Source organism: Methyloceanibacter methanicus, from assembly GCF_001723285.1.
Taxonomy (GTDB): domain Bacteria; phylum Pseudomonadota; class Alphaproteobacteria; order Rhizobiales; family Methyloligellaceae; genus Methyloceanibacter; species Methyloceanibacter methanicus.
In genome coordinates, this window is record NZ_LPWG01000014.1 from 151,602 (window position 1) to 176,122 (window position 24,521).

The 24,521-nt window shown below is 64.6% G+C and carries 25 protein-coding genes and 2 pseudogenes; 11 read left to right on the forward strand and 16 right to left on the reverse strand.

Translation table 11 applies throughout. The features are described from left to right. The first annotated feature begins 155 nt into the window (after positions 1–155). Positions 156–1,001 carry an SDR family oxidoreductase gene (locus AUC68_RS14460; RefSeq protein WP_069438300.1) on the forward strand — a complete coding sequence of 282 codons (846 nt, stop codon included), beginning with the start codon at positions 156–158 and terminating at the stop codon, positions 999–1,001. A gap of 1 nt (position 1,002) precedes the next feature. Here the strand turns inward: AUC68_RS14460 and AUC68_RS14465 are convergent, their stop codons facing one another. Then, a complete protein-coding gene (locus AUC68_RS14465) occupies positions 1,003–3,378 on the reverse strand; it encodes an efflux RND transporter permease subunit (RefSeq protein ID WP_083240780.1) in 2,376 nt (791 codons plus the stop codon). A gap of 518 nt (positions 3,379–3,896) precedes the next feature. Here AUC68_RS14465 and AUC68_RS14470 point away from each other — a divergent pair. Together AUC68_RS14470 and AUC68_RS14475 are read left to right on the forward strand one after the other, a co-directional pair. After that, positions 3,897–4,553, forward strand: coding sequence for a 3-oxoacid CoA-transferase subunit A (locus tag AUC68_RS14470; RefSeq protein ID WP_069438302.1), 657 nt, complete (start codon positions 3,897–3,899; stop codon positions 4,551–4,553). Beyond that, the gene (locus AUC68_RS14475; RefSeq protein ID WP_069438303.1) at positions 4,550–5,203 is read left to right on the forward strand and encodes a 3-oxoacid CoA-transferase subunit B; all 654 of its coding nucleotides are present in this window, start codon (positions 4,550–4,552) and stop codon (positions 5,201–5,203) included. The genes AUC68_RS14470 and AUC68_RS14475 overlap by 4 nt, the downstream gene beginning before the upstream one ends. A 259-nt stretch (positions 5,204–5,462) precedes the next feature. Here the strand turns inward: AUC68_RS14475 and AUC68_RS14480 are convergent, their stop codons facing one another. Then, the gene (locus AUC68_RS14480; RefSeq protein WP_141701302.1) at positions 5,463–6,149 is read right to left on the reverse strand and encodes a hypothetical protein; all 687 of its coding nucleotides are present in this window, start codon (positions 6,147–6,149) and stop codon (positions 5,463–5,465) included. A gap of 362 nt (positions 6,150–6,511) precedes the next feature. On the opposite strand from AUC68_RS14480, the gene serA reads away from it, so the two are divergent. Both serA and AUC68_RS17215 read left to right on the forward strand, forming a co-directional pair. Then, positions 6,512–8,104 carry a phosphoglycerate dehydrogenase gene (gene serA, locus AUC68_RS14485; protein ID WP_069438305.1) on the forward strand — a complete coding sequence of 531 codons (1,593 nt, stop codon included), beginning with the start codon at positions 6,512–6,514 and terminating at the stop codon, positions 8,102–8,104. Between the two features lie 378 nt (positions 8,105–8,482). Then, positions 8,483–8,758, forward strand: coding sequence for an HAD family hydrolase (locus AUC68_RS17215; protein WP_204377042.1), 276 nt, complete (start codon positions 8,483–8,485; stop codon positions 8,756–8,758). Positions 8,759–8,896: 138 nt separating this feature from the next. On the opposite strand, the gene AUC68_RS14495 is transcribed toward AUC68_RS17215, so the two are convergent. Further along, on the reverse strand, positions 8,897–9,322 hold the full coding sequence (locus tag AUC68_RS14495; RefSeq protein ID WP_069438306.1) for a hypothetical protein: 426 nt from the start codon (positions 9,320–9,322) through the stop codon (positions 8,897–8,899). Beyond that, positions 9,319–9,513: a hypothetical protein gene (locus AUC68_RS16575; RefSeq protein WP_141701303.1), complete on the reverse strand. Its 195-nt coding sequence runs from the start codon at positions 9,511–9,513 to the stop codon at positions 9,319–9,321. The genes AUC68_RS14495 and AUC68_RS16575 overlap by 4 nt, the downstream gene beginning before the upstream one ends. 428 nt (positions 9,514–9,941) lie before the next feature. On the opposite strand from AUC68_RS16575, the gene AUC68_RS16185 reads away from it, so the two are divergent. Next, on the forward strand, positions 9,942–10,709 hold the full coding sequence (locus tag AUC68_RS16185; RefSeq protein WP_083240781.1) for a TetR/AcrR family transcriptional regulator: 768 nt from the start codon (positions 9,942–9,944) through the stop codon (positions 10,707–10,709). On the opposite strand, the gene AUC68_RS14505 is transcribed toward AUC68_RS16185, so the two are convergent. The 5 genes and pseudogenes from AUC68_RS14505 to AUC68_RS14525 all read right to left on the reverse strand — a co-directional run bounded on the left by AUC68_RS14505 (position 10,606) and on the right by AUC68_RS14525 (position 14,316). After that, a complete protein-coding gene (locus AUC68_RS14505) occupies positions 10,606–11,523 on the reverse strand; it encodes a tetratricopeptide repeat protein (RefSeq protein WP_069438308.1) in 918 nt (305 codons plus the stop codon). The genes AUC68_RS16185 and AUC68_RS14505 overlap by 104 nt on opposite strands. A gap of 151 nt (positions 11,524–11,674) precedes the next feature. Beyond that, a pseudogene (locus tag AUC68_RS17935) lies at positions 11,675–12,115 on the reverse strand (tetratricopeptide repeat protein); the annotation flags it as partial. Beyond that, positions 12,010–12,435, reverse strand: a complete 426-nt coding sequence (locus tag AUC68_RS17940; RefSeq protein ID WP_244500548.1) for a hypothetical protein — start codon at positions 12,433–12,435, stop codon at positions 12,010–12,012. The pseudogene AUC68_RS17935 and the gene AUC68_RS17940, both read right to left, overlap by 106 nt. A gap of 98 nt (positions 12,436–12,533) precedes the next feature. Further along, a complete protein-coding gene (locus AUC68_RS14520) occupies positions 12,534–13,790 on the reverse strand; it encodes a DUF937 domain-containing protein (RefSeq protein WP_069438311.1) in 1,257 nt (418 codons plus the stop codon). Positions 13,791–13,821: 31 nt separating this feature from the next. Beyond that, the gene (locus tag AUC68_RS14525) at positions 13,822–14,316 is read right to left on the reverse strand and encodes a hypothetical protein (RefSeq protein WP_069438312.1); all 495 of its coding nucleotides are present in this window, start codon (positions 14,314–14,316) and stop codon (positions 13,822–13,824) included. 271 nt (positions 14,317–14,587) lie between these two features. Here AUC68_RS14525 and AUC68_RS14530 point away from each other — a divergent pair, with 271 nt between their 5' ends. The 4 genes from AUC68_RS14530 (at position 14,588) to AUC68_RS18830 (ending at position 16,735) form a co-directional block, all read left to right on the forward strand. Beyond that, positions 14,588–15,043 carry a hypothetical protein gene (locus AUC68_RS14530; protein WP_083240784.1) on the forward strand — a complete coding sequence of 152 codons (456 nt, stop codon included), beginning with the start codon at positions 14,588–14,590 and terminating at the stop codon, positions 15,041–15,043. 221 nt (positions 15,044–15,264) lie between these two features. Then, the gene (locus AUC68_RS14535) at positions 15,265–15,693 is read left to right on the forward strand and encodes a hypothetical protein (RefSeq protein ID WP_141701304.1); all 429 of its coding nucleotides are present in this window, start codon (positions 15,265–15,267) and stop codon (positions 15,691–15,693) included. 8 nt (positions 15,694–15,701) lie between these two features. Then, positions 15,702–15,944 carry a L,D-transpeptidase family protein gene (locus AUC68_RS17220; RefSeq protein WP_069438314.1) on the forward strand — a complete coding sequence of 81 codons (243 nt, stop codon included), beginning with the start codon at positions 15,702–15,704 and terminating at the stop codon, positions 15,942–15,944. Further along, positions 15,845–16,735, forward strand: coding sequence for a L,D-transpeptidase family protein (locus tag AUC68_RS18830; protein WP_425283240.1), 891 nt, complete (start codon positions 15,845–15,847; stop codon positions 16,733–16,735). The genes AUC68_RS17220 and AUC68_RS18830 overlap by 100 nt, the downstream gene beginning before the upstream one ends. Before the next feature lie 325 nt (positions 16,736–17,060). Here the strand turns inward: AUC68_RS18830 and AUC68_RS18220 are convergent, their stop codons facing one another. The 3 genes and pseudogenes from AUC68_RS18220 to AUC68_RS18225 form a co-directional block, all read right to left on the reverse strand. Next, on the reverse strand, positions 17,061–17,654 hold the full coding sequence (locus AUC68_RS18220; RefSeq protein ID WP_204377045.1) for a class I adenylate-forming enzyme family protein: 594 nt from the start codon (positions 17,652–17,654) through the stop codon (positions 17,061–17,063). A 74-nt stretch (positions 17,655–17,728) separates the two neighbouring features. Continuing rightward, positions 17,729–17,962: pseudogene (locus AUC68_RS18835) on the reverse strand (AMP-dependent synthetase); the annotation flags it as partial. Continuing rightward, on the reverse strand, positions 17,859–18,572 hold the full coding sequence (locus AUC68_RS18225) for an AMP-binding protein (protein WP_204377047.1): 714 nt from the start codon (positions 18,570–18,572) through the stop codon (positions 17,859–17,861). The gene AUC68_RS18225 and the pseudogene AUC68_RS18835, both read right to left, overlap by 104 nt. A gap of 165 nt (positions 18,573–18,737) precedes the next feature. On the opposite strand from AUC68_RS18225, the gene AUC68_RS14560 reads away from it, so the two are divergent. Next, positions 18,738–20,240, forward strand: coding sequence for an FMN-binding glutamate synthase family protein (locus tag AUC68_RS14560; protein WP_204377049.1), 1,503 nt, complete (start codon positions 18,738–18,740; stop codon positions 20,238–20,240). An 8-nt stretch (positions 20,241–20,248) separates the two neighbouring features. Here AUC68_RS14560 and glgB read toward each other — a convergent pair whose 3' ends face one another. The 4 genes from glgB to pgl form a co-directional block, all read right to left on the reverse strand. Then, the gene (gene glgB / locus AUC68_RS14565; RefSeq protein ID WP_069438469.1) at positions 20,249–22,426 is read right to left on the reverse strand and encodes a 1,4-alpha-glucan branching protein GlgB; all 2,178 of its coding nucleotides are present in this window, start codon (positions 22,424–22,426) and stop codon (positions 20,249–20,251) included. Between the two features lie 162 nt (positions 22,427–22,588). Next, the gene (locus tag AUC68_RS14570) at positions 22,589–23,266 is read right to left on the reverse strand and encodes a Crp/Fnr family transcriptional regulator (protein WP_069438318.1); all 678 of its coding nucleotides are present in this window, start codon (positions 23,264–23,266) and stop codon (positions 22,589–22,591) included. 28 nt (positions 23,267–23,294) lie between these two features. Beyond that, positions 23,295–23,597, reverse strand: a complete 303-nt coding sequence (locus AUC68_RS14575) for a DUF4242 domain-containing protein (RefSeq protein ID WP_069438319.1) — start codon at positions 23,595–23,597, stop codon at positions 23,295–23,297. A 106-nt stretch (positions 23,598–23,703) separates the two neighbouring features. Beyond that, positions 23,704–24,435, reverse strand: a complete 732-nt coding sequence (pgl, locus tag AUC68_RS14580; protein WP_069438320.1) for a 6-phosphogluconolactonase — start codon at positions 24,433–24,435, stop codon at positions 23,704–23,706. Positions 24,436–24,521: the final 86 nt, after the last annotated feature.

Consider the following 24,521-nt stretch of genomic DNA (forward strand, 5'->3'; position numbering starts at 1 on the left):
AACGGGCCCTATGCTACATATCTGGTCGCCGGGGAAAAGCCATAGTTTGACATCTGACAGATTGAGTTTGGATTGCGGAAATTTCGATGCCGGGCGGCTGTGTGTGACACGCGCAGCAGGCTGACACGACGATGATGCGACGGGCACGGAGTCAAATGAGAACGGTACTGATCACGGGGACGTCTACGGGCATTGGCCGGGTTACGGCCAAGGTCTTGGCGTCAAAGGGCTGGCATGTCTTCGCCACCATGCGGAATCTCGAAAAGAAGGGGCCGCTGGAGACGATGCTGGGCGAAAACGGCGGCCCCGGCCGCGTGACGTTCGTGGCGCTGGACGTGACCGATCCGGTTTCGATCGAGGCGGCGGTGGTGGACATTTTGTCTCAGACCGGCGGCACGCTCGATGCCGTCGTGCACAACGCGGGCGTCGCCATCGCCGGGGCCCATGAAGACCTGCCCGACGCCGAGATCAGGCGCGTCATGGAAACGAACTTCTTCGGGGTGCTCGGGCTGACCCGCGCGCTGCTGCCCACATTCCGCGAACAAAAGCATGGCCGGATCGTCTGTATTTCCAGCCAATCGGCCTTTGCGGGCCAGCCGACCAATTCGATCTATTGCGCATCCAAATGGGCCTTGGAGGGCTGGGCGGAGTCTATCGCCTATGAGCTGGACCCGTTCGGCATCGACGTCATTCTGGTCGAGCCGGGCCCGTACAAGACCGAGATTTGGCAGGGCACCGAGCGGGTCACGCCGCCGGGCGGCCCCTATACCAATTGGGTCCGGCTGGTGATGCGCGGCGCCGATGCCCATGCGGAAAAGCATGCGCGCGATCCGCAAGAGGTGGCTCTCGTCGTCGCCAAGGCGCTGGAGACGCCCCATCCGAGGTTCCGCTATCCGGTCGGCTTCTTTGCCAAGCTGGATTTCTTCCTGCGCGGAAAAGTGCCGAGCCGTATGATCCGGAGAGGCACCACGCGCTATCTCGGCATTCCGCGCACGCGCTGACCTAGGTGCTTTCGGTCTTAGGCTCGTCGGAGCCGGCCGGTTCGGTCTCGGGGGCTTCCGTCTTCACCTTGCTCTTGCCGGTCCAGCGCGAGGGCCAGTAGCGTTCCATGGTGGACATGACCGCGGGCAGGAACAGGAGCGCGCCGATCACCGCCGAGGTGAGCACGATCACGACAATGGTTCCGTACAGCGCCACCGTGGGCAACCGGCTCAACATGGTGGTGCCGATACCGCCGGCGATGAGCACCGTGGCCATGATGACGACGGGCCCCACATCCATTGTGGTCTTCTTGAGGGCGGCCGCCACGGAGTCGAGGCTTTCGCGCTCCAGGCGGTAGCGGGTGAGATAGTGGATCGTCGCGTCGACGGCGATACCGAACCCGACCGCGAAGGCCACAAGGCTGGTGAACTCGAGGCCGCCCTCCACGAGATGCAGATAGGCCCCGCCCATCGCGATTGGAAAGAGATTCGGCAGAACGCTGGCGAGGCCCGCCCGCAGCGAGCGCATGCCCACACCGATCAGGACCAGAATGAGGCCGATCGCCGTGATCAGGCTGATGTTGAGCTGCTTGATCATCTCGTGGCTCGCCGCCGACGACACCGGCACGATGCCGGTGACGGCAATCTTGAGTCCCGGATTCTTTGCCTCGACCTTCTGCATCTTGCGCTCGACCTTGTCGAGGATCGGGGTCATCTGGTCGGACGTCATGGCGTGGAACTGCGCCGAGATGCGGATGGCGTTTTCTTTCAGCGCCACGAAGCTTGCGGCGAAGTCCCGCGTATTCTTCGCTTCCAGGAAACCGATCAGCCGGTCTTCGCCGACATCGCCGCCGCCGAGCCATTCCTCGACCGTGTGGAGCGAGGTGACGGCCCCGAAGGCGGGCTCGTCGTCGAGGATCTTGTGGACCTCGCGAATGATCTCGATCGTCTTGTACGACTTCAGAGCGTGGTCCTTGGGAAAGTACAAGAGCACTTCGAGCGTGCTCGCGCCCGCAAGCTTGCTGTCGTAGGCCTGGATTGCCTTCAACGCCGTACTTTGCGGCGGCATGTTGTTGGCATAGCTGTATTGCGGCTCGTTCAAGACATGGAGCCAAAGGCCACCAACCGTCAGCAACAGCCCGACCAGGGCGATGGCCCTCGGGTATGACGTGACGGCGTCCGCCGCCTTGGCGCAAAGGCCGTCGATGCCCTTCCGGAAAATATCGGTCTGTTGCGTTTTGCCGTGGACCTTTTTGGCGAAGCCCCGCAGGAGCAGTACCGACAGGGCCGGGACCATCAACAACGTGAGGATCAGCGACATGGCGGTGCCGGACGCCGTTGTGATGCCGAAGTGAGCGATGAACGAATGCGGCATCCAGATCAACGACGACATCGCCAGAGCCGTCGTCAGAGAGGTCAGCACGCAGGCCGGCCCGACACGCCTGACGGCTCCGTCGATCGCGGTCTCCAGGGAGTCGCCGCGCTCGAGCCCGCGGCGGATCGAGAACAGCAGATGCAGGCAGTTGGACAGCACGATGACGAGGATGATCGTCGGCGCGATCCCCGTCAGCAGATTGATGTCCTGGCCGAACAGCCACATGCCGCCGCGAAGCCAGGCCACGGCGATGATGGCGGGAACGACGGCGATGATGATGAGCGGAACGCTCCTCAGGAAAATCCAGCAGACGATGATGCCGATTCCGATCGCGTAGAGGCCGAAACTGCGCTGGTCGCGCGAAAGTCCCGACAGGATCTCGTCGCGGATCACCGCAAGCCCGGTCAGGCGCGCGGTCACGTTGGTTCCGGCCAAGGTCTCTTGCGTGGTCTTTCCGATCTCGGCGACAAGCGCGCGTTCCGCCGCTTGCCCTTCCGTGTCCTCGGCCAATTGCTCGAGCGTGAGCGCGAAGACCGCGATGGTCCAGTCGTCGTCCAGGAGCTTGCCGTGGACCAGCGGGTGATCGGTTATCTCTTTTCGTGCGGCCGCGTTGCCTTGGAGTTTCGAGAGGTCTTCCGGAAAGACAGGCTGCGGCTCGGTGTCTTCATCCTCGGGCGCCGTGACCGCGGTGAACATGGACAGTACGCCCGTAACCCCGTCGATCTTCAGCAGGTTGTCGCGAAGCGTCCGCAGCGCTTCCAGATCCTTCGTGTCGAACGGAGTCTCGGATTCGGTGACGATCTGAAGGTCTGGCTGGCTGGCCGGAAAGCGCTCATTGAGGAGGTCGAGCTGTACGAACGCCGGATCGTCCGAGCGGAAGATTTCGCGGACGTCGCTGGAAAAGCGATTATGGGTGGCGCCGAAAATTGCGAACGGCGTGATCACCGCGACGACGAGGAGGCATATCCAAGGATACCGCAGAGAAACGAGCCCGAGCTTCTCTATTCCAAAACCAGCCGTCATCTACAGTCTTCCTCCCAGCAGTGCGCCACGAATCCAGTCTACTTCCGCTACCCAGCGCGAACCATTGGCAACGACCTGTAGCCCTAATTGATGGGCTTGAACAGGTGCCATCTGCGACACCACAGCGCGGCCCTGTCCGTGCACGGTCTTGATTCAGCTACTCATTCGGCGGTTTCCGGCACCTTGTGTTCGCGCGCGACGGGCGCCTGAATCGCCAAGGCATTCCAGAGGCGCCGGAAGCCGTCATCTTCGGCGCAGCGGCACCATTGTTATTCTCCTTGCCATGGGTCCGACGAAGCCCACGCCGTTCTGCACCCTGGTCTGTGCGCCATTGCAGGGCCAAGTGGCCCGTGGCCGATTGGCCGCATCGCCTCCCAAAACGTCAGTCTGCGGCGTCACGGCGCACTCAAATGTGGCGCACCGGCTCGTTACACTCAGTGCTGGCGGCCGAGCGATGTCATGTCACCGGGGTGACACGGGCAGGGCACATCTTTGGCCGCGCAACGGGGGAGATTGGCATGAGGGAAGCAATTTCGGCCGCCGCCGCCGCGGAGCTGATTCCGGACGGGTCGACCTTGCTGATCGGCGGCTTCATGGGCGTCGGCTCCCCGCTCAGGATGATCGACGCGCTCATCGAAGCCGGGCGGAAGGATCTGACGGTCGTCGCCAACGATACGGCGATGCCGGGGAGGGCGATCGGCAAGCTCGTGAGCGTCGGCGCCATCCGCAAGGCGATCGTCAGTCATATCGGTCTCAATCCCGAAACCCAGGCCCAAATGATTTCCGGCGAGATGGAGGTCGAACTGGTTCCGCAAGGGACGCTGGTCGAACGGATCCGGGCCGGCGGCGTCGGTCTTGGCGGCGTCCTCACCGCGACGGGCATCGGCACGCCGGTCGAGGAGGGGAAGCAGAAGGTCGAGGTGAACGGCAAGTCCTACCTCCTGGAGCTCCCCATCAAGGGCGATTTCGCTCTGCTTGCGGCCAACCGGGCCGACTATGTGGGCAATCTGGAATTCTCTCTGACGGCCCATAACTTCAATCCGGTCATGGCCTTGGCGGCCGAGACCGTCATCGCCGAGCCAACAAGCATTGTCCCCATCGGCGTCATCCCGCCCGACGCGGTGAAGACGCCCGGTGTTCTGATCGACCACCTGATTGAGAGGGCTCCCGTATGAATCCGAAGGAACGCATTGCGCGCCGCGTCGCGCTCGAGGTCCAGCCGGGCTCGCTGGTGAATCTCGGTATCGGCTTGCCGAGCATGGTCGCGAACTATCTTCCCGAGCACGTCGATGTCTTCTTCCAGGCGGAGAACGGCGTGATCGGTCTTGGCGCCCGCCCGCCGGAGGGGATGGAGGATCCGAACCTCACCGATGCCGGTGGCGGTTTCGTCACCGCGGTTCCGGGCGCGGCCTCGATCGATTCGGCCATGTCGTTCGGGATCATTCGCGGCGGCCATCTCGACATGACGGTGCTGGGCGGCCTGCAGGTCGACCAGCGCGGCTATCTGGCGAACTGGATGGTTCCCGGCAAGATGGTGCCGGGCATGGGCGGGGCGATGGACCTGGTGGCCGGCGCCAAGCGTGTGGTGGTGGCGATGGTGCACACGGCCAAGGGAACGCCCAAGATCGTGCCTGAATGTGCCTTGCCGCTGACCGCCGAGCGCCGTGTCAGCCTGATCGTGACGGAAATGGCCGTGATCGAGCCGACGGAGAAGGGGCTCGTTCTGCGCGAGGTCGCCTCGGATTCCAGCGTGGACGACGTCCTGGCGGCAACGTCCGCCGAGCTGATCGTGGACGAACCGCCGGCGGAGATGACGCTCGCTTAGACGTTCGCGACCGCGTTCTGCCTGTACGCCTCTTGCGCGTTCGTGCCGCGTCAGCGTCTCTTCCAGGCGTTGATCGCGAATGCGATGAGGACGGCGAGGATCACGCCGATCCCCACGGCGCCTAGGACACCCCAAAGCGTGACGGTTTCGCCCTGCATGTCATCATCTCCCGTGAAATGCGCTTTGCTCGCCCGATGCGGGCAACGCGCACGAGACTACGCCATTCTCCCGGTCACGATGAAGGGCCGGTTTTGAGGATCTAACGCGCCGGACCGAGCGCCCAAACACGCTGGGGCTGTTTGCCGCGTCCCTTGAGACGGGCAAAGAGGCCGCGATTGCGCGTGACGGGTTGGGCTTCGCGCGCGCCGACGTGAGGCCGGGCCGCACGCTGGGGGGCGCTCGTCCGCGCAAAGAGGCCACGCCGTTGCTGCGGCGGCCGCGCGGCCGCGATGCGGTCGATGACCGGTTCGGTGACCCTCGGCTTTGCCCGGGCATTGCGGTGGTCCGCGGTCGCGACGGTCATGGCGTGGGGTTTCTTTGCCTCGGCGGGTTTGTCGGACGCCACAGCCGGTTTGGCCGCCTGCGCTGTCGCGGCAAGTGCGGCCGTCTCGACATAACCGTCGGATGTCCAGCCCTGGTCCTTGGCGGCCGCATCGGCCGGGTCCTTGAAGCCATTGCTCTGCCCAAGAAGCCAGAGTTCGGTCTTGGGACCATATTTATGGAAGTCTTCGTTGGTGGCGGTCTGCGTCGGTCCACCGTCCGTGCGCGCACGCACGCCAACGCCGTCCCGGAGCGACCCGAGCGTCGGCCCCCAGGACGTCAGAAGGGGCTTGTCATTTTGGGTAAGGGTTTCGTTCGCGCTGAAAGCCGTTTCCGGCTGGGGCGGCGTGGTCAGCCCATAGGCGATAGCGACCAAGAAACCGACGAATAGCAAAAATCGTATCATGGCCAGATCTCCAAACCTGGCCCCCCGTGTTTCGTAAATGGGGGAGCGCACCTGACGTTTCAACCGGCCGCACTGGATTCCCTGGGGACGCGTTGTCTCACCCTGGTTTCGGATGCCGAAGCCGAAACGATGCGGGAGACTAGCGCCGGCGCGTGGCGGCCGCCTCCTCTTCCTGTTTCCTTGGTTAGCTCCGTTGGTTAGCAGCCGTGGTTAAGGCCGCCCGGCATGCGGGGCGGGGGGTCCGCGCCCGGAACGGGGGGATTGGGGGCGTGGCGAACGGACCCCCTTGCGGACGGCGCCAAGACTGGCGATCTTGCGCTGCAGCAAATTGCGAGTTTCCCAGACCGTCGAAGGGTAGCCGAATGAGTGCACTGTACAACGTGCTGATCGCCGATCCGATCCATGCCGCGGGCCGCGACATTCTCGAGAAGGACGCGCGCATCCAGGCAGATCTCGATACGGGGCTGGAAGAAGAGGCGTTGGTCGCGCGCATCCCCCACTACGACGCGTTGATCGTCCGCTCGAAAACCCGCGTCACCCGGCCGGTGATCGAGGCGGCGACCCGGCTGCGCGCCGTGGGGCGCGCGGGGATCGGTGTCGACAATATCGACATCCCGGCCGCCACCGAGCGCGGCATCGTGGTGTTCAACACGCCCGATGCCAACGCCACGACCACGGCCGAGCTCTCCATCGCCCATCTACTGTCGCTGAGCCGCAACCTGCCCCAGGCGGACCGCGCCGTGCGGGCCGGCGAGTGGAAACCGGCGCGCTATTCCGGCGTCGAGCTTTCCGGGAAGACCATCGGCGTCGTCGGCTTCGGGACGATCGGGCGGCTGGTCGCGCAGCGCTGCGCGGCCCTGAAGATGCGCGTCCTCGCCTACGATCCGTTCGTGGCGCCCGAGATCATGGCCGAACATGGAGCCCAGGGCGCCGAACTCGAGGCCCTGCTCTCCGCGGCCGACTATGTGACGCTGCATTGCCCTCTGAGCGACAAGACGCGCCATCTGCTCGACGGGCCGCGCCTCGCCGCCATGAAACCCGGTGCCCGCATCGTCAATTGCGCGCGGGGCGGCCTCATCGACGAGGCGGCCCTGTTCGATGCCTTGCAGAGCGGCCACATCGCCGGCGCGGCGCTCGATGTCTACGAGACCGAGCCGCCGTCGTCGTCGCCGCTCCTTGGCCTGGACAGCGTGGTCCTGACTCCTCACCTGGGGGCCTCCACGGAGGAGGCGCAACAGGCCGTGAGCCTTCGGATCGCCGAGGACATGGTCAAGTTTCTGACCACGGGCGCAGCGGAGACGGCGGTCAATCTCCCGCGCGTCACCTCCGACCAGCTCACGCAGACAGTGCCGTATCAGAAATTGGCCTATGCGCTTGGCCGTCTCGTGGGATCCTTGTGCGAGGCTCCGATCTCGCGATTGGACGTGCACCTGTTCGGACGGGTGGCCGAGCTCGATTCCCGGCCCATCACGGCGGAGGCGCTGGTCGGGCTGCTGAGCCAGCGCATGACGGGGCGCGTCAACCGCGTGAACGCGGGCCACCTCGCCAAGGCGCAAGGCATCGAGGTGACGGAGTCGAAAACCGAGGAGGCGCGGGACTCGTGTCGTTGGTGGAGATATCGGCGGATTTCGACGGACCAGACGGTCACCGTGGCCGGCACGTTGCTCGGCGGGAGCCGCGCCCGGCTCGTCCGTATCGACGACTACGAGGTAGAGGCCGTGCCGGAAGGGAACTTCATCTTCACCCGCCATCAGGATCAGCCGGGCGTCGTCAGCGCCTTAGGCAGCATCCTGGGACGGGAAAACGTCAATATCTCGCGTATGCAAGTCGGCGTGGGCGGGGATCCCAATACGGCCATTGCGCTGATCAGCACCTCGGCCCACCTGTCGCCGTCGGCCATGGACGAGATCCGGTCTCTGCCCCCGATCGAGCAGGCCGTGGACTTCGAGCTGTGACACCGTCGGCCGCAGGCTTCGACATCGTTTGTTTCGACTGCGACAGCACGCTGAGCCGGGTCGAAGGCATCGACGAACTGGCGCGCCGCGCCGGTGTGGAGCGGGAGGTTGCGCCGCTCACCGAGGCGGCCATGGCGGGCGAATTGGCGCTCGATGCGGTGTACGGCCGGCGCCTCGATCTGGTGCGCCCGGACCGGGTATCACTCGACTGGCTGGCGGGTCTCTACGTGGACGAGATGGTGCCGGGCGCGGTCGAGGCGTGGAGAGGCTGCGCGGCGCCGGGAAGGACGTGCACATTGTCAGCGGGGGCTTACGGCAAGCATCCTGCCTCTGGCCGAGCGGCTCGGCGTCGACATCCGGAACGTTCACGCTGTCGACGTGGTCCTCGCGACGGACGGGTCCTACGCGGATTTCGACCGTGGCTCCCCCCTGACCCGTCCGGGCGGCAAGGCCCAAATCTGCCGCGCATTGAGCGAACCCGGGCGGACGGTCGCGCTGGTCGGCGACGGCGCCACGGACCTGGAGGCACGCGGCGCCGGTGTCTTCGTCGTCGGCTTTGGCGGGGTGGTCGTCCGGGGCAACGTCGTCGCCGGCGCCGACGTTTTCGTCCCCGGTCCGGCATTGACGGCGGTTCTCGGCCCGTTGCTCCCGTAGAGGCCGCCGCAGGCACGCGCGGCGCCAGGGCCGCTGATATTTGCGGCTCAGGCAAAGGGAGGGAGGCACCGTTCGGTACCTCCCGTCGCTAGGGCGCAGCGTCCGCCGTTGGATACGCTCCTCCGGCGGACCGGCCGGCTAGCCTTTGAGCGCCTCGTTGAAGTTCTTCGCTGCCGTCTCGATCGACTTTGAAAAGGCATCGCGCGACTGATCGAGCGCCTGGCTCATGGCGCTCCAGGAGGACTGTCCGGCCTTGGTCAGCTGATCGACTTTGGCCGCGAGGTCGGCCTGCGCCTTCTTGGCGTCGGCCTGAAGCTGGGCAACCTGCGCTTCGGCTTGCTTCTTGTTCTGGTCGTGCACGTCGTTCAGACGTTCCATATAGGCGTTGACCGTGTCCTGCCAGGCTTGGACTTGCGCTTGGGCGCGCGCCTGGAAGGTGGCGTGCTGATCCTGGGCCATCTGAGCCCATTTCTCGGAATCGCTTTGGAACTTGCTCCAGAGCGCGTCCATGTTGGCCTTGGCCTCTGCGACCGAGGCTTCACCTTGCGCCTGAGCGGTCTTCACGTTGGACTGCCCTGTTCGATCCATTGATTCAGCTGGGCAATGGCCTGCTCGGCTTGCTCGCGCGTCTTGGAATCGAGCTTGTCCAGATTGGCCTGCAAGGCTCCCGCATTGGCCGCCATCTCGTCGAGGCGTGCTTTCGCCCAGTCGACAAAAACATTCACGCTGCTTTGTAGGGGGGATTGGTCGCTCATCTCTCAAGCCTCACTTGCTTCGCGTTTCCGATCGATCTTGAAGTGTTGTTTGGTCCTGCGGTCGCCTTACGAAAGTCGCGCGCCGATAGTGACAAGGCCGTGCGTGATCGCTTCAGCGGTAGCAGATTCCCATTACGGCTATGTGGTGATCGCCGCCCGGGCCGGACAGGGTATCAAGGCGCCGCTTGCGAAAAAGTTTCGCTGCAGGGGCAAGTTTTAGCCGGCGTCCGGCCCGCGGGGAGACGCCCGCGCGGGGGTCCACCCGCCGTCCCGTGCCGTCGTTGTTTGGCAATGATCACCAGAATATTGGCATATTGAATTGCATACCATTCACTACATTATTGCCGTACATACATTTTGGCACCCTGCTTGTGGTCCCTATACTGAATCTCGAATGCGCCGGCGATGGACTTGGACCAGGAGGCAACATGTTGAATCGACCGAGGGAATCGGGACCGCGTTTCCATCGTGAGGCTTGGCTTGCCGCCGCGCTCGATGTCCTTGCCGAGGAGGGGCAGGCGAAGCTGCGCATCGACAAGCTCGCGGGCGATCTGGGCGTGACCAAAGGCAGCTTCTACCACCACTTCGACGGCCGCGACGATTTCGTACAGCAGCTTCTGGACTACTGGTCGCGGACTTATTCGGACCGGGTCATCAAGGAGATCAGCGCCTTGCGGGTTTCCCCGCGGGAGCGCGTGCTGGAAGTGATGCGCTTCGTCGAGCGGGAGCGCCTGGACCGATACGACATCGCGTTCCACAGTTGGGCGGCCCAGGAGCCGTCAGTGGCCGAGGTGGTCAGCAAGGTCGATGCGGAGCGACACGCGTTTTGCCGGTCGCTGTTCGCGGAGATGGGGTTCGAGGGGGCGGAACTGGAGTTCCGTACGCACGCGTTTCTCGCCTATCACGTCGGCAAGAACACGATCTTCGTGCCGGAGGCGCAAGCGATCTCGAGGCGCGGCTCAAATGGGCGGAAGGGTTCTTCGGCAATCCGTGCCTGCCGGGCGACGTTTGCATACCCGCGAGCGCCGAGGCGGACACCTAGGCGCCCCGTAGATGCCTGCCAGTGGATCTATCTGACGCCCCGGCGGCGGTTCACTGTTTCCTGCAGAATTTCTTGTCGAGCTTGCAGGCGGTATTCAGGTCCTGCACCGCCTCATCCCGGTCGCCGCGCTTCGCGTGGGCAACACCGCGATTGAAATAGGACACCGCCGCGTGGTCGGGCGCCAGCGCGATGGCCTTGGTGAAATCCGCGATGGCAGCGTCAATCTCCCCCAACTTGCCGTAATGGCCGCCCCGGAAGAAGTAGCGGGACGCGGCAAGTTCTTTTGCTTTCGTCTCATCCGGATCGTCGGAGCCGATCTCGATGAGCCGCGTGCAAGCCTCGACCGCGTCCTTGTGCGGGGCCGTCTTCGCGCCCATGCACAGAGCCACATCCTTGCCGATGCGGATATTTCGGTTTTCCGTCTTCTCTTTCGTCTTGCGTAGGGCCTGATCCTCGATGGCCTCGGCCCGAGCGGCAAAAATTTTGGCCATGCAGTGCATGTTTTCGGACTCGGTTTTTCCGCCGGGTTGGCCGCAGGTCTTTTCGAATTCCGATAGCGTCACCGCGGAAAATCCGATGCCGCCGAGTGCGTCCTTCGGAGTCTCGTCCGGTGCGAGGATCAGCGTCCAGAAATTCCATTGAGCCCCGCGGCCTTCCGCGCCCATGGGGTTGGCCGGGAGCGGGGTGAAGATGTTGATGGCGGCGGATTCCGTCACGCCGAGTGCGGTGACCACGATGCCGAAGGCGCAGTCGTTGATGAGTTTCAACTCATATTTTCTGTCGGACTCTTTGGTGCCCGGCGCCTTGTCCAGCGATGTCTTGAGACAATCGTTCGCGCTGCGGTCCGCCTGGCGCGCCGCCTTCTCTTTCACGGTGCGAAGATAGGCGATCTGCTTGTCGTAGCGCGTGCCGCCGGAAAGCTTGGCCGCGGCTTCGTAGTCGGAAAGGGCTTTGGCGAACTGGCCCATCTCCGCATGGACGGAGCTCGATTGGCGAGGTAGCTCGCGTCCTTGGGCTTCAAACGTATGGCGGCATCGAAGTCCGCGATCGCCGCGTCATAGTCTTGGTTGTCCGCGTAGAGGTTGCCGCGATTGCCGTAGGCGCGGCGAAGTCGGGATCGAGTTTGATCGCCTTTGTGTAGTCCGCGAGGGCGTCGTCGGTACGCCCGCGCAAGGCGAGCACGCGGCCGCGATTAAAATAGGTCGTTCCATCGCCCGGCATGACTTTGACGGCCTTATCGAGCTCGCCGAGTGCCTTGTCCAAGTCCTTCAACTTTTCGTAGACGACGGATTTGTGGATGTGGGCGTTCTGAGGCTGGAACAGGCCGTTCGTCGCAAGGGCCGTATCGAAATCGGCAAGGGCCTTTTCATAGGCACCCATATCCGCGTGAACCCGGCCGAGGCCATAATAGGCATAGGCCTTGACCCGGGCGTTGGTGGCGCCGGCGGCGACGGTCAGGTCCTTGAGTGCGGCGTCATTGTCACCCAGGCGCGATAGGCATCGCCGCGATTGTAGTAGTAGGCGGGATCGGTCTCGCCGGCTTCGATGAGTGCGGTGCAGGCCTTGACCGTCGCGACCCCGCCGTCCGTATCGGCACATTGGTCTTCATCGTCGGCTTGCTTAGCGGCCGAGCGCTCACTCGATTTGCCAGCCGGTTCCTCGAAGAGCTCCTTCATGGACTCCGTCGCCGGGATCGTCTGCTCGAATTGGCCGTCCTTCTTGTCCTTGGAGAGCGCGTCTTCGAGGGCGTTGGCGTCGACGGGGGCGAGATCGAACTCCGAAAATTCCTTTTGGGTCGATGTCTGGCCGTCTTCGGCGCTGGCCGCTGGCGTGATCAGCAGACCGGCGGCAAGGCACGACGCTGCGAATATGTGTTGCAAGGGCGCCGACAACAGGCGACCCGTCCGGAAAGCGGCCATGTTCGATCTCTCAAGACGCAATCGGCAATTGTAGCGATCACTATGATGGTGCGTACGCGTCAGTGCAATGACAGTGTACGGCACCGCCATTGCCGGGTGGGCACGAAGAGCTGTGCCGCGCGTGGCGCAAAGGCGTGACGGTGGTGCGAATCCGTCATACCGCAGGCGACCCGTCGCGGACGGTCAATCCGCCTGAGGCGGCACCGCCCCGAACCGTCCGAAGATCTCCTCGAGGCTCTCGGCCTGATGCTCGGCCAGGTCCGTGCCGTGTTCGAGCGCGTCGCCGAACACCATGCGCCCGCACCATCGGCCGGGGCCATCAGCGATTGACGGACCGATGCGCGCTGTCCGAGGGCGCCGCCCAGAACCTCTTTCAGGATTTCGCCGAAGATGCCGCCGCCTTGCGTCTGCGGCTGACCGCCGCCCGAAGGGGCCTGTTGACCGGGAAAGGTCGCCCCGCCCGGGCCGACGATCACGGGTTTCACCCGCCCCTCCTGGATTGCCTTGCCGAGCTCTTTGAGGATCTCCGCGAAAACGTCGCCGCCCGGCGTGCCTGGCCCGCTCGGAAAGGTCTGGTCGCCGCCCGACGCCGGTGGCTGTGGAACCGGTTGCGATTGCGGGGCCCCGCCGGGCAGCTCCGGCGTGGCGTCGGGGAGCGGAAACTTCGGAGGGTCCATATCGGTGCGAGCCTGGCGGCCGTCGCCGATGGAATCCAGGATATCGCCGATCGGCGGCACGGGGCTTTGTCCCGGCTGAGAGGGGGCCGACGAGGCGCCGCCCTGTTGGAAGATCTCGCGGAAGATGTCGAAGATGCCGCCGCCGCCCGGTTCGGGACTTGGCTGCCGCGGCGCGGGTTGATGCGGCACAGGCTGTTGCGGTGCTGGGGCAGCCTCTCCAGAGCCGCCGCGCATCAAGCCGGACAGAAGCATCCCGACAAGGACCGGCAGGATCTTCTCGAGGATCGCGCCGCCGACACCGGAGAGTTGCTGTGCATGGGCTGCGATGGCCCGGCTGGCCTCCGGCGAACCGAAAAGATTACGCATGACCGCGCTACCGGCGGCAACGCCCTCTGGAGAGAGCGCGACGTCCGGGTCTTCGTACATGGCGTAGAGACCAGGCTGCCGGCCGGCCACGTCGAAGAGTTCGCCTAAGCCTTCTGGCGTCGCCGTGGAGCGCTTGAGGCCGAGGGAGATGGCCGGCAGAAGGGCCGCGACGGCGGACCCGGCCTGCTCCGGGGTCAGGTCGTAGGCACGCGCGATTAGGGTCATGGCATCGCCGTGCTGAGAGCGCGCGAGAATGTCTTGCAAAGTCGCCATGCCGGTCTTCCTTTCGAGCGTTGCTCCTGGCTCAGGTGTTCAAGGTTTTCTGAATCTCGGTCAGGGTCGCCTTTTCCGCATCGCTTGACCTTGACCCCGCCGAACCCGAGAAATCCGCCTTCCTTGGAGCCTCGGCCACTTTCAGGCTGATCTCCTCGAGCCAGGCCTTGAACGCCGGCGCATCGTCAGGGGCTTTAGCATCGAGGATTCCGGCGACCTCCGCCAGCGCGGCGAGGGCCCTGGACACAACGTCATCTGGCGTGGCCCCGGCGAAGCGGGCCTGCAACGCCCCTTTGATCTCGTCCCGCCCGTCCGCGGTTTCGAAATCCGCGACGACCGCCTTGACCAAGGGATTGGCCCCGGGGTCGGACTTGGCGGCGACGAGCGCCGCCCCGCTTGCGAACGACTCCTTGAGCATACCCCAAAGTCCGCTGGGATCGGCCGCGGTGATCGCCATGCCGGCGATGGTGGGGCTCATGAGGACTTGGGTCCATTCCACTGGGGTGAAGTCCTGCTTGCTGGTCATCGGCGCCTCCTCACGAATGCATAGATAGCATCGACCCGCCTGCATGCGATGTCCGACCGGTGCGCTCACGCGACGTAAAAGGCGGCGGCCCTTCTGCCATGGCCGAATACTTTACCGCATGGTTCGCGACAGTGCGGCACCGCTCGGCAATCAAATTGGCACACTAATGCCTCGCAGTGGCACTTTATGACAAGGAGAGCCTTGCAATCTAGCGTACGTGATAACACGTATCGGTTATTCCAGACAGGCAACGGGCATCAAAGGGGGATGTATGCGTGGTGTTCAGTTCGGCAGCGGTGTGAAGCCAACCCTGTTGGCGGCAGCGGTGATTGCCGCGGGCGCGATGTCTGCCGGTGAGACCTCGGCGAAAGCCAGCGGCGAGACGATCGGGATCGAGCTCAACAAGCTGAGCGACGAGGGGGCCAGTTGCCAAGCCTATTTCGTATTCGACAATCAAGGCGGTGCCGACTACGGCAAGCTGAAGCTCGACCTCGTGGTGTTCAACGCCGACGATGTCATTGAGCGCCGCTTCGCCATGGAGGTCGCGCCGCTCGACGCCAAGAAGCGCACCGTGAAGCTGTTCGAGATGAAGAAGATGTCCTGCGACAAGATCGGAAGTTTCCTGATCAACGGTGTTCTGGAGTGCAAGCAGGGCACCAAGACCAGAAGCGATTGCGTCCAGCGTCTCGTGCCCTCGAGCCGCGTCGACGTGAAGTTAACGAAATAGAGCGATGTAGAAATCTGGGTTCGCGTCACGTTGCTGTAACCCGTTTCTACGAAAAAGAGTTAGAAGGCCAACCGAATAGACTGCCACGAGGAATTTTCATGTGGGCCGCCCGCTTCTGCACCGTAGCAGTACTCCTTTCCCCGGCATTCGTCCTTTGTCCGGCCGCCGCTGAGCCCGCGCTTCCGGACCCCAGCGGGGTCCTCGATGCTGCGATTTCCAAGATGCGTCCGGATCAGCTGATTGCGACGGCCCCGACCGACATGGTCGCGGCGACGTCGCTCTACGGCGAGGACGCGGCGGAGTCTTCGGCCGATGCGCCCTTCGCAAATGAGCTCATGGAAAATGAGCCCATGAAAGATGGAGCCTCGGAGGATGAGGGGCACGTCGCAGATTTCCCCGATGCGCTCCCGCTCATGAGGCCGATCGTGGCCGCCGATGGGCTTGAGACCGCGGTGCCTGAGAGACAGGAAATGGCGGCGCTCCATCTCCCGGAGGCGACGCCGCTCGAAGTCTCCGTCGCGGAGCCTGCACTGCTGACGGCTCCGCCTCTCAAGGCGACGGCTCTCAATTCGACCGTCATAGACGAGCCGCTGAGGGAACTGGCGCCTCCGGCGACACCCTTGAGGATCAGAGCCCGTCTGGAGAGCTGATCGAGCCCTTGGAGATCCCATCCACGAATCTTACCGGCCAGACTCTCGTCGACCCGCTGACACTCATCGTATCGCTGGAGGATCAGCGCCTCGATGTGTACCGCGGTCTTGAGCGCATCGAGACGACGCGCGTATCGAGCGGCATGCGTGGATACCAGACCCTGACGGGCGTCTTCGGTATTTTGCAGAAGAAGCCGGAACACTTCTCCAACCTGTACACGCCGCACCCATGCCGTGGATGCAGCGTCTGACGCGGTCAGGGACCGCGCTGCATGCCGGCGCCGTGCCGAACCGCCCGGCGTCTCACGGCTGCGTGCGGATGCCGTACTCGTTCGCACCGAAACTCTTCCGCATGACGGAGGTTGGCGGAAAGGTTGCGATGATGACGGGCCCCATGGTCAAGCCCCAGCGGATCAAGAGCCCGACCCTCGTCCTGCCGGCGTCGCCGGACGAGTCGGACGACGTGGCGGCTGAGGACAGCGTCGATGCGGGTCTTCGCGCAGGCGTCCTGGCGGCGGTCCTGGCGCCCGGCGCCAAGCTTGCGGATACGGAAGACGCCGCGAACGAGAACGATAGGCCCTGGCACATCCTGGTGACCCGTCGCGAAGAGCGGGATATCGCGATCGGCTCGCAGCAAGCTCTCGCGGCACTGGGATACCTGGATCCCCAGGACAATTTCGTCGGCTATCTCGGGGATGGCACGAAGAGGGCGATCCGGGCTTCGAGAAAGATCACGGCCTGCGGCCGCGCGGGCAGTTCACCGAGGAGGTCGCCGCGAAGATCTACGAAGCCGCAGGCAAGGGGCCGCTGCCGGACGCTTATCTCTTCTTACGGAAGGGTTTCAGCCGGGTGGCGCACGCTCCGGTGCAACTCCGCGATCCCAGCAAGCCGCTTGGAACGCATCTGTTCACCTATGTGCGGCCGAGCGACGGCGGCGAGGCCGGCTGGGTTGGCATCAGCCTCGAGGGCGAGGACTCCAAGAGCGTGCTCGACAGGATCACCATCCCTGACGACATGCAGGACCGGATCTCCGAGGGCCTGACATCGGGCGCCTCGTTCATCGTCGCCGATATCGGCAAGCACTCGTCGGTTCTTCCCGAGGGCGACGATTTCATCGTGCGCACCAATGACTCGGCCGCCTCGAACGTGGTCGCCGAGAAGGCCAAGGCCACGAAGCGCAAATATGCCGAGCCAAAACGGCGTGCCGCGCCCAAGAAGCGCGTTGCCCGCACGCAAACGCAGCGTCAACGGACGGCGGTGAAGCCAGGTCGACCGTCAGTCGTAAGGTCTCTGCTCCGCGCGGATTCAGGCTCTTCGGGCGCCGCTAGCCGGCGGTTTGCCAACCGAGCCGTGCCCTAACTCTGGCTTTACATCTTCTCGTAGCGCTCGCGCAGGTGCCGTCTCAGCAGTTTGCCGTTCGGCCCCTTGGGCAAGCTCTCGACTTCGGCGTAGAGGCGCGGGCATTTGTAGCGCGCGAGCTTTTCCGCCGCGTGCCGCTCCAGATCGGCGTGCTGGACAGGCCCTTTGGGCACGTAGAATGCGGCGATCACGGTCGTGTCCGCCTTGACCAGGACTTCCACCGCCGCGCTTTCGGCGATGTCCGGATGGGCGTTGAGCACGTTCTCGACTTCCAAGGGCGACACGCGAATACCGCCGGCATTCATCATGTCGTCGGCGCGCCCGAGATAGGTGAGCGCGCCGTCCTCGGCCATGCTCACAAGGTCGCCTGTGAGAAACCACTCGCCGTCGAAACGGGCCTCGGTCTCCGCCTCCGCGCCCCAGTAGTACAGCATCAGGCCGGGGTCCCGCCGCGAAACGCTCAACACACCCGGCTCGCCGCAGGCCACCGGTCCGTCCTCGCCCAGTACCGCCAGGCGGCGGCCCAGTTGCGGAAAGCCCAGCGTTCCGGCGGGCGCGGGGTGTCGGGGACTGCCTGAGACGAATGTGGAGCATTCGGACATGCCGAAGGCTCGAAGATCGGCGTGTCGGTCGCCGTTTCCCATGCGGCCCGGATCGCGTCGGGCAGCTTCTCGCCTGCCGAAAGCCCGTGCCGCAACGCGCGACACCGGCCCGGCGGGGTCCTCAGGAGCTGCCGGTAGACCCCGGGGGAGGCGGCAAACAGGGTGGCGCCGTGCGCCTCGATGAGCGCGCCCAACTCGTCCGGCCTAACCCCGTTCGCAGGGACGAGCGCGGTCGCACCCCGCGACCACGGATCCAGCAAGCCCGTTCCCAGCGTATAGGTCCAGTTGAACGATCCCGCATGCAGCAGCCGGTCGTGCTCGGTGAGGCGTACCAGCGTCCCACATCATCTGCCGCGCCCAGATCGCCCGGTGCGCGTGGGTCACCGCGCGGGGGCTGCCCGACGTGCCGGACGTATAGACGATGTAGCCGGGACGATCCGGATCGCCCATGGCATAAGCGGCGGGCGGTAGGCTGTACAAGGCCCGGAAGGCGCCGGCGCCCAGAACGGGGCAGGGCGGATTGGCCGGCACGGCGATTCCGTCTCCGGCCACGATCAGCCCGGGCGAGACGTCCTCCACGATCCGGGCGACCTCGTCCTCCGTCAGCAGCGCGGACGTCGGCACGGGGATGAGATCGGCGGCGAGCGCGGCCAGATAGCAGATCGGAAACTCGACGCTGTTGCCGAGCCGCATGAGCAGCCGGTCGCCGGGGCCGAGCCCCTGCTGCTTGAGCCCCGTCGCGGCACCCCGCACCGCCGCTTCCAGCGCCCCGTAGCTCCAGGCTTCGACGCCATCTGGCGCAACCACCGAAAGCGCGGTCTTGTGGGCGAGCCGTCCCGCATGCGCGAGAACGTAGGCGGTCAGATTGAAGGGAGCGGGGCAGGGCGGCGGGGCCCCCTGATCGAACAGTGCGGTCATACCGCGCCTGCTACGATGTCCGCATCGTGGTTGCAAGTATGGCCGGCCCGTAAAGCGAACGTGATGTCTTTTGTGATGACGCGGACGGACGAACCGCCCAAGTGATATTCAGCCGAGTCATAACGGGCCAACATACCGCGCGCACTCTCGCTGGGAGGAACGACCATGTCAGACCTAGGCGCCGTCTCGCACGTCACGATGGACGGGTTGAACTTCCTGTCGACGCTGTTCATCTTCGTCATCGGGCTCGTCGCGCTGTTCGTCATCGGGGTCTTTCTGGTCGACGTCATCCAGACCAAGGATGCGGTGCGGCGGAACTTCCCCGTGCTCGGCCACTTCCGCTATGTGTTCTCGAAGCTCGGCGAATTTTTCCGCCAATACTTCTTCGCCATGGACCGCGAGGAAATGCCGTTCAACCGCGCCGAACGGGAATGGGTCTACGCCTCGTCCGCCGGCCACGACAATACGGTCGCGTTCGGTTCGACCAAGAACCTGACGCCCGTGGGCACGGTGATCTTCGTGAACTGCCCGTTCCCCACGCTGAGCGAGGACTCGGTCCCGCCGCCGCCGATCACCTTCGGGCCCGAGTGCGACAATCCTTATGTGACCGATTCCATCATCAATATCTCCGGCATGAGCTTTGGCGCGCTCTCGCAGCCGGCCGTCCGTGCGCTGTCGAAAGGCGCGAAGCTGGCGAACTGCTGGATGAACACGGGCGAGGGCGGCTTGTCGCCTTATCACCTGAGCGGCGGTTGCGATATCGTCTTCCAGATCGGGACGGCGAAGTATGGCGTCCGCGATGCGGATGGCGGTCTCGATCTGAACAAGCTGCGTGCCGTGGCCGAACGCCCGCAAGTCAAGATGTTCGAGCTCAAGATGAGCCAGGGCGCCAAGCCCGGTAAGGGCGGTATCCTGCCGGCGGTGAAAGTCACGCCGGAGATCGCTGAGATCAGAGGCATTCCCGTGCACGAAGCCTCGATCTCGCCGAACGGCCATCCGGAAATTCGCAACGTGCCGCAGCTGGTCGACATGATCGAACGCGTGCGCGACACCGCCCGCAAGCCCATCGGCTTCAAGGCCGTAATCGGCGCTTACGGGTGGCTCGATGCGCTTTGCGAGGAAATCAAGAAGCGCGGTGTCGGGTCCGCCCCGGATTTCATCACCATCGATTCCGGCGATGGCGGTACCGGCGCGGCGCCCATGCCGCTCATGGACAATGTGGGCCTGCCGGTCAAAGAGGCCCTGCCCATGGTCGCCGACGTCCTGATCCGCCACGGCTTGCGCGACCGCATCCGGCTGATCGCATCGGGCAAGCTCGTGACGCCGGCCGAGGCCGCCTGGGCCTATTGCGCGGGCGCCGACGTGGTCGTGTCCGCGCGCGGGTTCATGTTCTCGCTCGGCTGCATTCAGGCGCTGAAGTGCAACAAGAACACCTGCCCCACCGGCATCACCACGCACGATGCGCGGCTGCAGCGCGGCCTCGATCCCGAAGACAAGGCGGTCCGGGTCATGAACTATGTGGAGCGCTTGCGCTACGACGTGGGCGCCATTGCCCATTCCTGCGGTGTGCCGCATCCGCGCGCTCTGAAGCGCTTCCACTGCCGCATCGTCCAGCACAACGGGCGATCGGTGCCGCTCGACGAGCTTTACCCGCCGGTCGCCGCCTAGCCGGACGCTCAGTCTTCGGGCGTGAGGATGACCGTCGCGAGGGGTGGCAGGGTCAGATCCAACGAGAACGGGCGTCCGTGACGAGACACCTTGTCGGCTTTGACCTCACCGAGATTGCCTTTACCCGAGCCGCCATAGTCGCGCGAGTCCGTGTTGAGCCGTTCAATCCAACGTCCGCCCATGGGCACGCCCACCCGGTAGTTCTCGCGGGGGACCGGCGTGAAGTTGCAGACGACGAGCGCCGGCGCATCGCCGTCTTCCCCGAAGCGCAGAAAGGAGATCACGCTCGCTTCGTTGTCGCTCGTGTCGACCCAATCGAATCCGCGTGGCTCCGTATCGTAGACATGCAAGGCCGGCATTGCGCGATAGAGCCGGTTGAGGTCCCCGATGAGTTTCTGCACGCCGCGATGCAGGCCGTCCGCGAGCAAGTGCCAGTCGAGGCTCTTGTCGTGGTTCCACTCGGCCTCCTGCGCGAACTCGCCGCCCATGAAGAGGAGCTTCTTACCCGGGTGTCCCCACATGAAGCCGAAATAAGCGCGCAGGTTCGCGAATTTCTGCCAGCGGTCGCCGGGCATCTTGTTGAGCAACGAGCCTTTGCCGTGCACCACCTCGTCATGGGAGAGCGGCAGCACGAAGTTCTCGGAGAACGCATAGAGCAGGCCGAAGGTGAGCTTGTCCTGATGATGGCTCCGATGAATCGGCTCGGTCTGCATATAGACCAGCGTGTCGTGCATCCAGCCCATGTTCCATTTGAAGCCGAAGCCGAGCCCGCCCACATAGGTCGGCCGGGAGACGCCGGGCCAGGCGGTCGACTCCTCCGCCACGGTCGTGGCGCCGGGCTGCTCGGCGAACACCAGCTCGTTCAAGCGCTTGATGAAGGCGATCGCCTCCAGGTTCTCGTTGCCGCCGTATTTGTTGGGGACCCACTCGCCGTTCTCGCGGCTGTAGTCGAGATAGAGCATGGACGCGACCGCATCCACGCGCAGGCCGTCGATCCCGAAACGCTCCATCCAGAACAGCGCGTTGGCCAAGAGGAAGTTCAACACCTCCCGGCGGCCGTAATTGTAGATCAGCGTGTTCCAGTCCTTGTGGAAGCCGAGCCGCGGGTCCTCGTGCTCGTATAGCGCCGTGCCGTCGAAGCGGCCGAGCCCATGGGCGTCCGTCGGGAAGTGGGCCGAGACCCAGTCCACCATCACGCCGATGCCCGCCGCGTGAAACCTTGCCACGAAGTCTGCGAAGTCCTCGGGCGTGCCGAAGCGCGAGGTGGGCGCGAACAGGCCGATGGGCTGATAGCCCCATGAGCCGTCGAACGGAAACTCGCTCACCGGCATCAGCTCGATATGGGTGAAACCCAGATCCTGCACATAGGGAATGAGCTTGTCGGCGAGCTCGGCGTAGCTCAGATAGCGATTGCCCGGTCCGCGCATCCAGGAGCCGAGATGGACCTCGTAGATCGAGATCGGCGCATGAATGGTGTGGGCCGCCTGCCGGTTTGCGTGCCAGGGCGTATCGGTCGGCGCGCGTTCGGGAAGGCCGTGCACGATCGACGCGGTCGCGGGCGGGTGCTCCTGTTGGAACCCGAACGGGTCCGCCTTGAGAGGCAGGAGTTCGTTCCCGGGTCCGAGGATTTCGTATTTGTACAGCGCGCCGGCTTCGAGGCCCGGCACGAAGATCTCCCAGACGCCCGCCTCGGGGCGCTTGCGCATGACATGGCGGCGGCCGTCCCACTCGTTGAACGGCCCGACCACGCTGACGCGACTGGCATTCGGCGCCCAGACCGCGAACGCGACCCCGTCCACGCCCTCGTGCCGGATGAGATGGGCCCCGAGCTTCTCGTAGAGCCGCAAATGCGTGCCTTCGGCCAAGAGATGCAGGTCGAGTTCGCCGAGGATCGGTCCGAAACGGTAGGAATCGTCGATCTCTTTCGTCGTGCCGCCACGCTCGATGCGCTTGAGATAGGCGCTCGTGAAGGTCATGGGCACTTTGGCCCCGAACAGGCCTTCCGCGTGCAGGCGGGTGAGGGGGATCTCCTCGCCCGTCTCCGGATCGAAGACCGTCACGGACTGCACATCCGGCAGGAAGGCGCGGACCGAGGCGCCCTCGCGGTTCCGTTTCAGTCCGAGGACCGCATAGGGATCGCCGTGCTCGCCGCGCACGATGGCGTCCATCTCGGCCTGGCTGGGCATCCAGCTCTTGCGCGGCAGAGGATCCTTCGGGGTCGGGGCAAGTCGCGTCACGGTCAAGTCCTTCGCGGGTCAGGTGCTTTGGGGAATGGGTCCATCTGGAAAAGGAAACGATGACGATACTGCGGCACGCGTGACTTTTTCGGCCGAAATGCTGTCGATCGTCTATCCCGCCGTTTCCGTGAGCCTGTCCTTCAGGCGCCCAGGATCGCGCAAGGCGATACGGCGCGGGCGCGAGTCGATCAAGTCCTGATTGGCGAGATTCCGCAAGAGACGCGACACCACCTCCCGGCTGGTTCCAAGATGGCGGGCGAGTTCTTCCTGTGACAGTTCGACGATCGCGGTGTCGCCGGCTTTGGCGAGCAGCAGTGCGATGAGCCGTTCCTCCTGGGGCAGCCGCATGCGTTGCTCGAGAAGCTGGAGAAGTCCGAATACCCGCCCCGAGAGTTGATCGAATAGGAAGCGCTGGGCGGCGGGCTCGTGCGAAAACAGGTCCCGGAACACGCCGCCGGGGATGGCCAGGAAATCGGCGCCATCCGCATCGGCCGAAGCGAAGGCCGGGTAGGGGATCTCCGCGAAAAGGCTGTTCAGAGCCAGGATGCAGCTCTGGCCCGGTTCGATCCAGTAGAGCGTGCCTTCCCGGCCGTCCGCCTCGATGTAGTAGACGCGGATTGCGCCACGCCGAACGAGATACACGCCATCGACCGCATCGCCGGGCCGGAGAAGGTCCGTTCCCGGCGCTACGGTCTTGGACGCAATCGAACGGAGAAGGCGGTCCTGGGCCGTCGGCGCCATGGCGCCGACAAAAGGAAACGCGGCTGAGACATCGTCCTGTGCGGTCATCCGCCCCTTTTAGTCGCAAACCGCCCCGTCAGGCCACCCGCGCGAAGAACATGTCGCCAGGCGTGACCGTGCTCACCTCGGTGATCTCGTCGAACGGGAGGCCGACCTTTTCGTGCACGCGCCGTACGGCGTCCGCGTCTGGCGCCATGTTGAGGCAGAACGCGCGCCCCGCCTCGAACCCGACATGCAATCGAAGGCTCACGACGCCTTCTTCCTCGCAGGCGGCTTCGTATTTGTCATAGAAGCCCGCGAAGTCTTCCTTCGAGATGCCTTTCGGAAACGTGCCGTTGGCCTGGTCGTGCGTATCGATGAAGAATTTCATCTTTTGCATGGGTCTTGCTCCTTGTCAGATCGGCGCTCTTTGCGCCGTCCTCTTCGAAGCACGTGCCGCGGCCCGGTTCGGAACAAATGTTACGGCGTGCCGGCCGCGCCGCGCCTCATGCCCAGCGTCCGGCGGCGGCGCGGTCGGCGAACCACAGCACCTCCCCATGCGCCCGGATATGGGAGGCGGGGAAGCTGTCGTCGCCGGAGAGAATCTTGTCCAGAATCTCGCGCTTGCCTTCGCCGGAAACGAGAAAGGCGACGATCTCGCTGGCATTGATCGCCGGGTAGGTGAGGGTGACGCGTTCTTCCCACGCGGCCCTTGGGCACGGGCGCACCCAGCGGTCGCGCACCTGCAAGACCGGCTCGTGGGGGAGGAGCGAGGCCGTGTGGCCGTCGTCGCCGAGGCCGAGCAGCGTGATGTTGAGCAAGGGCTTGCCGGGCTGAAGCGTGTCGGCGCCGTAGAGGCCCTGCAGCATTGCTTCGTAGTCGTGTGCGGCCTTGTCGAGTGTCACCCCCTCGGTCCTGACGGGATGCACATTCTCCGGCGGCACGGGCACGTGGTCGAGGAAGGCCGCCCGCGCCATGCCGTAATTGCTGGCAGGGTCCGATGGCGGCACGAAGCGCTCGTCGCCCAGCACCCAATGGACCCGGTCCCAGGGCATCGCCGATTTCGCCGGCTCCTGCGCCAGACGCTCATAGAGCGGCTTGGGCGTGTTGCCGCCGGACAGGGCCACGATCGTGCGCTCCGAGCGGGCCGCGGCGTGCGCACACAGAAACGTGGCGCCCTTGTGCGCGAGATCGGCCGCGTCCTCGCAAATCCGCAATGTCCCAAATGCCGGTGCCATCGCGTCTTCCTCGTTTCGTTCCAGGATCGGGACACGATAGGGGCAGAAAGTGACGACCCTCGCAACCGTGCGCGGGAAAGAATAGG

What these genes read in the sequence shown, in the direction of transcription:
- AUC68_RS14505 (WP_069438308.1), bottom strand. Translation starts at nt 11,523, where the DNA reads ATGGGCCAGTTCGCCAAAGCCCTTTCCGACTACGAAGCCGCGGCCAAG.
- glgB (WP_069438469.1), bottom strand. Translation starts at nt 22,426, where the DNA reads ATGCCCAGCCAGGCCGAGATGGACGCCATCGTGCGCGGCGAGCACGGC.
- serA (WP_069438305.1), top strand. Translation starts at nt 6,512, where the DNA reads ATGAGTGCACTGTACAACGTGCTGATCGCCGATCCGATCCATGCCGCG.
- AUC68_RS16575 (WP_141701303.1), bottom strand. Translation starts at nt 9,513, where the DNA reads ATGAGCGACCAATCCCCCCTACAAAGCAGCGTGAATGTTTTTGTCGAC.
- AUC68_RS18220 (WP_204377045.1), bottom strand. Translation starts at nt 17,654, where the DNA reads ATGTCCGAATGCTCCACATTCGTCTCAGGCAGTCCCCGACACCCCGCG.
- AUC68_RS14460 (WP_069438300.1), top strand. Translation starts at nt 156, where the DNA reads ATGAGAACGGTACTGATCACGGGGACGTCTACGGGCATTGGCCGGGTT.
- AUC68_RS14560 (WP_204377049.1), top strand. Translation starts at nt 18,738, where the DNA reads ATGTCAGACCTAGGCGCCGTCTCGCACGTCACGATGGACGGGTTGAAC.
- AUC68_RS14530 (WP_083240784.1), top strand. Translation starts at nt 14,588, where the DNA reads ATGCGTGGTGTTCAGTTCGGCAGCGGTGTGAAGCCAACCCTGTTGGCG.
- AUC68_RS18225 (WP_204377047.1), bottom strand. Translation starts at nt 18,572, where the DNA reads ATGACCGCACTGTTCGATCAGGGGGCCCCGCCGCCCTGCCCCGCTCCC.
- AUC68_RS14475 (WP_069438303.1), top strand. Translation starts at nt 4,550, where the DNA reads ATGAATCCGAAGGAACGCATTGCGCGCCGCGTCGCGCTCGAGGTCCAG.
- AUC68_RS14480 (WP_141701302.1), bottom strand. Translation starts at nt 6,149, where the DNA reads ATGATACGATTTTTGCTATTCGTCGGTTTCTTGGTCGCTATCGCCTAT.
- AUC68_RS16185 (WP_083240781.1), top strand. Translation starts at nt 9,942, where the DNA reads ATGTTGAATCGACCGAGGGAATCGGGACCGCGTTTCCATCGTGAGGCT.
- AUC68_RS14520 (WP_069438311.1), bottom strand. Translation starts at nt 13,790, where the DNA reads ATGGCGACTTTGCAAGACATTCTCGCGCGCTCTCAGCACGGCGATGCC.
- AUC68_RS14465 (WP_083240780.1), bottom strand. Translation starts at nt 3,378, where the DNA reads ATGACGGCTGGTTTTGGAATAGAGAAGCTCGGGCTCGTTTCTCTGCGG.
- AUC68_RS14570 (WP_069438318.1), bottom strand. Translation starts at nt 23,266, where the DNA reads ATGACCGCACAGGACGATGTCTCAGCCGCGTTTCCTTTTGTCGGCGCC.
- AUC68_RS14575 (WP_069438319.1), bottom strand. Translation starts at nt 23,597, where the DNA reads ATGCAAAAGATGAAATTCTTCATCGATACGCACGACCAGGCCAACGGC.
- AUC68_RS14470 (WP_069438302.1), top strand. Translation starts at nt 3,897, where the DNA reads ATGAGGGAAGCAATTTCGGCCGCCGCCGCCGCGGAGCTGATTCCGGAC.
- AUC68_RS14525 (WP_069438312.1), bottom strand. Translation starts at nt 14,316, where the DNA reads ATGACCAGCAAGCAGGACTTCACCCCAGTGGAATGGACCCAAGTCCTC.
- pgl (WP_069438320.1), bottom strand. Translation starts at nt 24,435, where the DNA reads ATGGCACCGGCATTTGGGACATTGCGGATTTGCGAGGACGCGGCCGAT.
- AUC68_RS14535 (WP_141701304.1), top strand. Translation starts at nt 15,265, where the DNA reads ATGCGTCCGGATCAGCTGATTGCGACGGCCCCGACCGACATGGTCGCG.